Origin of the sequence: Peribacillus sp. NPDC058002 (genome assembly GCF_042886655.1) — a bacterium.
Lineage (GTDB): Bacteria > Bacillota > Bacilli > Bacillales > DSM-1321 > Peribacillus > Peribacillus aracenensis.
This window is the reverse complement of the sequence record NZ_JBHVQU010000171.1, coordinates 1-7,872: the sequence shown is the minus strand read 5'-3', so window position 1 is coordinate 7,872 and position 7,872 is coordinate 1. Positions and strand designations below refer to the sequence as shown.

6 protein-coding genes and 1 riboswitch are annotated in these 7,872 nt (G+C 43.8%); of the genes, 5 read left to right on the top strand and 1 reads right to left on the bottom strand.

Annotated features, from left to right (window positions below):
* The 5 genes from thiI to rarD form a co-directional block, all read left to right on the top strand.
* Positions 1 to 1,118: tRNA uracil 4-sulfurtransferase ThiI (thiI, locus tag ACFVSH_RS20340; RefSeq protein ID WP_387707534.1), on the top strand; the 1,118-nt coding region annotated here is incomplete at its 5' end.
* A gap of 82 nt (positions 1,119 to 1,200) precedes the next feature.
* Positions 1,201 to 1,407 (top strand): alpha/beta-type small acid-soluble spore protein, encoded by a 207-nt coding sequence (locus ACFVSH_RS20335; protein ID WP_034309203.1) that lies wholly within the window; start codon positions 1,201 to 1,203, stop codon positions 1,405 to 1,407.
* A gap of 838 nt (positions 1,408 to 2,245) precedes the next feature.
* Positions 2,246 to 3,829: an acyl-CoA synthetase MbcS gene (mbcS, locus tag ACFVSH_RS20330; protein ID WP_387602362.1), complete on the top strand. Its 1,584-nt coding sequence runs from the start codon at positions 2,246 to 2,248 to the stop codon at positions 3,827 to 3,829.
* A 151-nt stretch (positions 3,830 to 3,980) separates the two neighbouring features.
* Positions 3,981 to 5,582, top strand: a complete 1,602-nt coding sequence (locus ACFVSH_RS20325; RefSeq protein ID WP_387707532.1) for an amidohydrolase — start codon at positions 3,981 to 3,983, stop codon at positions 5,580 to 5,582.
* Between the two features lie 68 nt (positions 5,583 to 5,650).
* Positions 5,651 to 6,580 (top strand): EamA family transporter RarD, encoded by a 930-nt coding sequence (gene rarD, locus ACFVSH_RS20320; protein ID WP_342614285.1) that lies wholly within the window; start codon positions 5,651 to 5,653, stop codon positions 6,578 to 6,580.
* Positions 6,581 to 6,649: 69 nt separating this feature from the next.
* Here the strand turns inward: rarD and ACFVSH_RS20315 are convergent, their stop codons facing one another.
* Complete coding sequence (locus tag ACFVSH_RS20315; RefSeq protein WP_387602368.1) at positions 6,650 to 7,477, bottom strand: protein-glutamine gamma-glutamyltransferase; 828 nt, start codon at positions 7,475 to 7,477, stop codon at positions 6,650 to 6,652.
* A gap of 290 nt (positions 7,478 to 7,767) precedes the next feature.
* Positions 7,768 to 7,872, top strand: a riboswitch (TPP riboswitch). This riboswitch is flagged as partial in the annotation.

Genomic DNA, 7,872 nt, shown 5'->3' with positions numbered 1-7,872 from the left:
GCTGGAGTTTAAAAGATATAGAAGGTGTAGTGCTCACTGCCAACCGGGAGCGGATGTACGTTCTCCTGAACGGTGCGGACCATAAGCCTGTCATTGAGCGGTTGAAAGGCATTTTTGGAATTCAGTCATTAAGCCCTGCAATAAAAATAGAGCGTGATCTGGAAGTGATGAAAACGGCAGCATTGTATTATCTTAATCATACTCTTGAAGACGTCAACACGTTCAAAATCACGACAAAACGCGCGGATAAGGATTTTCCATATAATACCGATGAAATTAACAGGGCAATCGGCGGGCATTTACTTCGAAATACAGAAGATTTAAAAGTGGATGTAAAGAACCCTGATTTGAACCTGCTAGTGGAAGTGAGACGCGAAGCCGTGTATTTGACAGGTGAAATCATCCAGGGGGCAGGCGGTCTTCCATTCGGTTCAAGCGGGAAGGCGATGCTGATGCTTTCAGGCGGGATTGATAGCCCTGTTGCGGGATTCCTTTCGATGAAACGGGGATTAGATGTGGAAGCGATCCATTTCTACAGCCCGCCGTTCACAAGCGAACGTTCACGCCAAAAGGTCATTGATTTGGCAGGCAAGCTTGCAGAAATAAATGGAAGCATGAAAGTGCATATCGTTCCATTTACGGAAATCCAATTATTGATTCAAAAACAAATCCCGGAAAACTACTCAATGACTACAACCCGGCGTTTAATGATGCGGGTCGCCGATCGAATCCGTGAAAAGGAAGAAGCCATGGCACTGATTACCGGTGAAAGCCTTGGACAGGTTGCGAGCCAGACGATGAGCAGCATGTTTGCCATCAATGAGGTGACGAATACACCGATCCTGCGTCCGCTGATTACCATGGATAAGACAGAAATCATCAAAATTGCGAGAGAGCTCGATACTTTTGAAATATCCAATCTGCCGTACGAGGATTGCTGTACGGTCTTTACGCCGGCAAGCCCAAAAACGAAACCGAAACGTGAAAAAGTCAATTACTATGAAAGCTTCGTCGACTTTGAATCCTTGATTGAAAAAGCGGTCTCCGAAACAGAAATATTAACGGTTAAACCTGGTCAGACTTTCGATAAGGAAGAAGCGATGGAAGACCTATTTTAATATCCTGTAATTACCAATAAAATTGTGCGGATGAAGCCATGTGTTTTAACACACTCTATAATCACAAGGAGGTGAAAAACACATGGCAAACAACAACAGCTCAAACGAATTATTGGTACCTGGAGTGGAACAAGCTCTACAGCAAATGAAATATGAAATCGCTACAGAATTCGGCGTACAACTTGGTGCCGACACAACATCTCGCGCTAACGGTTCAGTTGGTGGAGAAATCACAAAACGCCTTGTTCAAATGGCTGAACAACAATTAGGCGGAGGATTCAACAGATAATTTAATAAATATGGCTACAGAGAGCGGGTTCTAACACCCGCTCTCTTTATTTTTGTTGGTGTGGCGGCCGAATAAAGTGCGGACCATTATTTTAAACAATACTTCATGATTTTTTACTGTTTTATATAAGCTGTTTTCGCATACTTTGTTGCTATTTACCAAGTAAAGCTGTATGGTTGACTTCCCCTTCAGATGCTCGCTTTCCGCGGGGCGGGCGGTGAGCCTCCTCGGCGTAAACGCCTGTGGGGTCTCACCTGTCCCGCTGCTCCCGCAGGAGTCTCGCACTTCCGCTCAATCAACTTTAAATTGTTTTGTTATAAAACAACAATCTTTAAGAAAAGAGCCTTTATATAAAATGAAATCAGTTAGAACGTTGATTTCCTCTACAGGCACTCGCTTTACGCGGGGGTCCGGGAGCTCCTTGGCGCTCTTTGCGCATGTGGGTCCTTTGGTCACGCTTTTAAGCAGGAGTCTCGTATACCCGCTCCAATCAACTGGATTGTTTTTTTAAGAAAAAACTATAGTTTGGTCTCATACCTAACTTTGATTAAGAAATGAGATTGAAGAATTTTACGACACTCCTTACGAAATACTGACTAGCCGAGACCTCACTGATGCTTGTTTTGATGAGGCTTGGCAGACAGTCGGTGGATTTCTGAAATCAGCTAGAACGGTTTTTTTAGTGAAAACTGGATGTTCATCGAATTTGACTACAGTCTACAGAGGGCGGGTTCTAACACCCGCTCTATTTATTTAATTGTAAAAATAAATAGAAATATTAGAGAAGTATCTTGTATAATGAGTAGGTACTAAGAGTTCATAATTGGAGGGGAAGAATATGAAGCGTGAAGACTTATTGGCTCCGGAACATTACAACTTAGTTAGTGAAATGGAACGTTTTGCAAAAGATCCAGAAAAAGTTGCCGTCCTCTGGGAGAACGAAAACGGGGATAAAAAACAACTTACATATGAGAACTTATTAAAAAGTGCAAATAAAATCGGAAATGCCTTCAAGAAAAAAGGACTGGGTAAAGGTGATACGGTCCTTATCATAATCCCTCGTTTGGTGGAAGCCTATCAAGTGTATTTGGCCGCATTGAAAATTGGCATGATTGTCATACCTTGTTCCGAAATGCTTCGTGCGAAGGACTTGCAGTATCGAGTCAACCATGGTGATGTCAAAGGAATCATCAGTTACCATGAATATACTCATGAAATGAATGAAATAGAAGGGGCGGAAAGCCTCCTCAAATTTTCAATCGGAAAACGAATCGAAAATTGGCTGGATTTGAATGAGCTTGCCGATGAGGAATCGGATCAGCTGCCCATGGCCGACACGAAGAGTGAGGATATGGCGTTCTTATCGTATACTTCCGGAACGACAGGAAATCCAAAAGGGGTCGTCCATACACATGGTTGGGCTTATGCCCATTTGAAAACGTCTGCAGCAAACTGGCTTGGCATCAGTGAAACGGATGTGGTTTGGGCAACGGCAGGCCCAGGGTGGCAAAAGTGGATCTGGAGTCCTTTCCTGGCGGTTCTAGGAACGGGAGCGGCCGGTCTTGCCTATCATGGGAAGTTCGAGGCGAAAAAATATCTTCAGCTGCTTCAGGACTACAAAGTGAATGCATTATGCTGCACACCGACCGAGTATCGATTGATGGCAAAGGCGGATAACCTTGATGACTATGATTTATCCCATCTTCATAGTGCTGTATCAGCGGGAGAGCCTTTAAATCAAAAAGTGTTCGAGGTCTTTAAAAACCATTTCCATATAGAAGTGCGTGATGGTTATGGACAGACTGAAAATACCCTGTTGGTAGGGGTAACGAAAGGCATGGATATTAAATTGGGCTCCATGGGGAAACCGACTCCGGGCAACCATGTGGAAATCATTGATGATTCAGGCAAACCTTGTTCTCCTGGCGTAGTGGGGGATATTGCCGTACATGTAGATACACCTGCTCTATTTAAAGAATATTTTAAAGATCCGGAGCGGACATCACAGCAGTTCCGCGGGGACTATTATATTACCGGCGACCAAGCGAAAAAGGATGAAGATGGTTATTTCTGGTTTGAGGGTCGTTCTGATGATATCATCATCAGCTCGGGATATACGATTGGACCGTTTGAAGTGGAAGATGCACTCGTGAAGCATCCATTTGTTAAAGAGTGTGCTGTTATAGCAAGCCCTGATGAAATAAGGGGAAATGTGGTCAAGGCATATGTAGTCTTGATGGAGGATATCGATCCGAACAGCCAAGGGTTGATCCAGACGCTCCAAACGCACGTGAAGGAATTGACTGCCCCATATAAATATCCAAGGAAAATCGAATTTTTAGAAGAGCTGCCCAAAACGACATCAGGTAAAATCAAACGGGTTGATTTACGGAAAAGGGAAGAAGCACTCCTTAACAATTGATTGAAAGCATTACCGTCAGCCGTAACGGCTGGCGTTTTTTTATTACAGGTACTTGGATAAAAGCATAAATATGGGAATCCGTGATATGAGATGGTACACTTACTGCATATCTGCACAGTAACAATCATTTAATAAGGAGTGTAAAGCCGGAATGGGAACGTTATGGTTCAATGGGTCGATTTATACGATGATTAAAGAAAACGATCGAGTGGAGGCTGTCTTCACTGAAAAGGGGGTAATTGTTGATACCGGCAGCCAGGACTATTTGAAAAATGAATATGCCGGCAATATTTCCAGGGAAATCGACTTAAATGGACAAACGATGCTGCCGGGGTTAGTGGATAGTCACCTTCATTTGGTCGGGCATGGTGAAAGGCTGCTTCGTTTAGACCTCTCTTTGATGGATAGCAGGGAGGCCATCTTGAAATCCTTGAAGGAAAAATGCTCAAAAACCCCGGCTGGAAAGTGGATTGTTGCCGAAGGATGGAATGAAAATGAATGGCCGAGTCCTGAATTGATATTACGGGATGAGCTTGACGAGATATCGACAGAACATCCCATCGTATTGAAAAGGATTTGCCGTCATGCCTTGGTGGTCAATTCCCGCGCCCTATTGGAAGCGGATATTAAAGAAGATATAAAAGAACCTTCAGGCGGGGTGGTCTGCCGTTATCCTGACGGGCGTTTAAATGGTTTATTTAAAGAAAGTCAAGCGCAGAACTTTATTTTAGACAGCCTTCCCGGGATTGATCAAGAGTATATCGAAAACGCGCTCATAGAGGCCATAGAAGACGCATATAAGCTAGGTTTGACTGGGGGGCATACCGAGGACCTTTATTATTACAATGGCTTCATGCCGACATATCAGGCGTTTAAATCGGTTATCGAGGACCGGGAAATGGCCTTTCGCGCCAATTTGCTCGTCCATCACGAAGCGTTTGAAGACATGCTGGCAGCAGGAGGCGGCTATCAGAAAGGTACGCGATATATCAAATTTGACAGCATGAAGATATTTACCGACGGCTCCTTGGGCGGACGCACAGCTCTGTTGAGCGAGCCTTATGTAGATCAAAAGGATACGAATGGAGTCGCGATATTCACTGAAAACGAGCTTCAGGAATGGGTGAAAAAAGCAAGGGATGCCGGAATGCCGATTGCTGTACATGCGATTGGCGATCTCGCTTTTGAATACGTCCTGAATGCAGTAGAGGCCCTCCCGCCGAAAATGGGGCAGAGGGACCGGCTCATCCATGCTCAGATTGTCCGGCCGGAGCTGTTGGAGCGGGCGGCAAAGCTGCCGGTAATTTTTGATATCCAGCCGGGTTTCGTCCCGTCCGATTTTCCGTGGGTGGAAGAAAAGGTTCCAGCCGATCTACTGGAATCCTCCTATGCCTGGAAAACCTATTTGAAGTTGGGCATCATTTGTGCGGGAGGGTCGGATGCACCCATTGAACCATTAAATCCAATTTTGGGCATTCATGCTGCTGTCACAAGGATGAAAATCAACAGCGAGGACCCGACCGTATATGGCTTGGGCGAAAGGCTTTCCGTGTACGAGGCCTTCTCACTGTATACAAAAGGGAGCGCTGCAGCAATCGGCAAGGAAAAGCACCGAGGTGTGATCAAAGAAGGGTACGATGCCGATTTTACCGTATTTAATCTGGATGTTTTTGCTGTGGCGCCGGATGATCTCCTACAAGCAGAGGCGGTCATGACGGTCATCGATGACAAAATCATGTATGATAAAAAATAACAGTTGCAAAAAAAGAAAATTATTAGATGGAATTAGATAAAGGAATGTAAATGGAAAGAAGGCTTGTTATGAAAGTGGATGAACAAAAAGAAGGGGCAATCTATGCAGCCCTTTCTTACATGATGTGGGGAGTCGTGCCGATTTACTGGAAGTTCCTTCAGGGAGTCGGTGCAACAGAAATTTTAGCTCAGAGGGTATTATGGTCTTTCGTGTTCATGCTGGTTTTATTGATGTTCATGAAAAAATGGCAAGCGTTTCTTGATTATGTCAAAAACATAATGGGAAATCCCAAACTCTTTACGGCATTACTAACGGCGTCACTGCTTGTTACAGCTAATTGGGGAGTGTTCATCTGGGCCGTTAACTCAGGACGGATCCTCGACACGAGCCTTGGATATTATATCAATCCGCTAGTCAGTGTACTATTGGGAGTGATAGTCTTAAAAGAAAAACTGAGCCGGGCCCAAATCATTTCATTCCTGCTTGCAGGAATCGGAGTCTTGATCCTTGGCATTCATTTCGGCACCATCCCGTGGATCTCTCTTGTTTTGGCCATGACGTTCGGATTATACGGTCTGGCAAAAAAAATGATCAAGGCCGAATCGGCGATCGGGCTGACACTTGAAACGATGATGGTAACGCCTCTTGCCCTGGGTTACCTGATATACTTGATGAACCAATCCGAAATGCAATTCTTTACAGAGGGAAGCACAAGCTTGCTGTTGGTGGGCGGCGGGATTGTCACGGCATTGCCTCTTTTATATTTTGCGAAAGGGGCTGAGAAGATCCCGTTATCGATGCTTGGGATTTTTCAGTATATCGCTCCGACCTTATCTTTATTGATCGGGGTATTCGTCTATCATGAAAGTTTTACCAAAGCACATCTTTTAGCCTTTTTGTTCATATGGTCAGCCTTGGCTGTTTATACATTATCCATAACGAAATGGGGTCAGGCAAGTGCCCGCAGGTTCAAAGGCAAGGGGAATATTGGTGCGTGAATAACAAAAAATGCTGGGAGATTTCTCTCCCAGCATTTTTTTATGCCGGTATAGGGGAAAATGCCCGGGTCATGAAAGGTAAAAACTAGAACCTATTTCTGATACAATACAATTGGAAAGGCTGACAGGACTGTGATCGGACTTTGCACGTGGGATATTTTGTTGGAATTGACTATAGAAGGAACTATCCAGGAAAATGATATGATTTGTCAGGAATGCTGATATGGTGGCGAACGGCTTTCTATTGCTATTTAATTCATCGATGATTCCCTGTGAACTGGTAATCCCGATCCCGTGGCCATAAAAGAGGTCTTTTCCTAATAATATGGCATTTTCACCTTGCCATTCAGGAGTTGCCTCGTCGTGATCAGGGTTTTTGAAGTAAACGCAATCACCTGGTGAATAATCCCTTCCTTTATGAATAATGAGTTCCATATTTTGTGGAGGGTCCCAGTCATATAAAACTAGGTTTGAAAAAAGGTCGTCGAAATTCCTAGGGCCGATCAAATCCAAAATGCCCTTTAAAAAAGTGATGACTATTGCAGTCCCGCATTCAAAAGCATAAAGCCTTCCATTTATGAAAATGTCAACGAGTGCAGCATGAGGGAGAACCCCTGGCTGAAGGGTAAAGGTGCCATCCTTTGAAAGGTGCCAATATTGTTTATTGGATTCCGATTCCTCAAGTGTGGAAAATTCTGCATCACTTTTATCCAACGCAATAGCTGCCGCAATGACCCGGTTCCTCAGTTGTATCTCGAAATTAAACATTCTAAAGTTCCGATATTCAAAAACGTTGGAATCCTCCGCCAGCAATTGGACAATTTCAAGTGATTTAGCAGATGCTATTCCTGGTTGGATTTGACTGACATCTAACCGTTTGTGATTAATCTTTATCATGATCATATCCACCTTTTACTTATGAAATGAACGGTTTATAAAACCGGTAAACAAAAATGTTTACATATAATTCTCATTATATGAATGCAAGCTCTAAATTGACTATTTGGAACGTGACAGCCGAGAATGATTGGAATGAAAAGAGGCGGGATTTTTTTGCTTTCATTCCAAAAGATGTTTTGCTAGAATTCCTAGAGTGCAGGAATACCCTTCCGATTAGCGGGAAGAAGCAAATTACTATTCCTTTTTCCCCATGAATTGATATAATGAAAGAGAAAAGTTCATATGTGCGAGAAATGTAGGGGGGCCAGTACTGCTGGCTGAGATTGCATCCTTTAGATGCTGACTCTTTGAACCTGATCTGGATGATGCCAGCGGAGGGAACATATTATTAC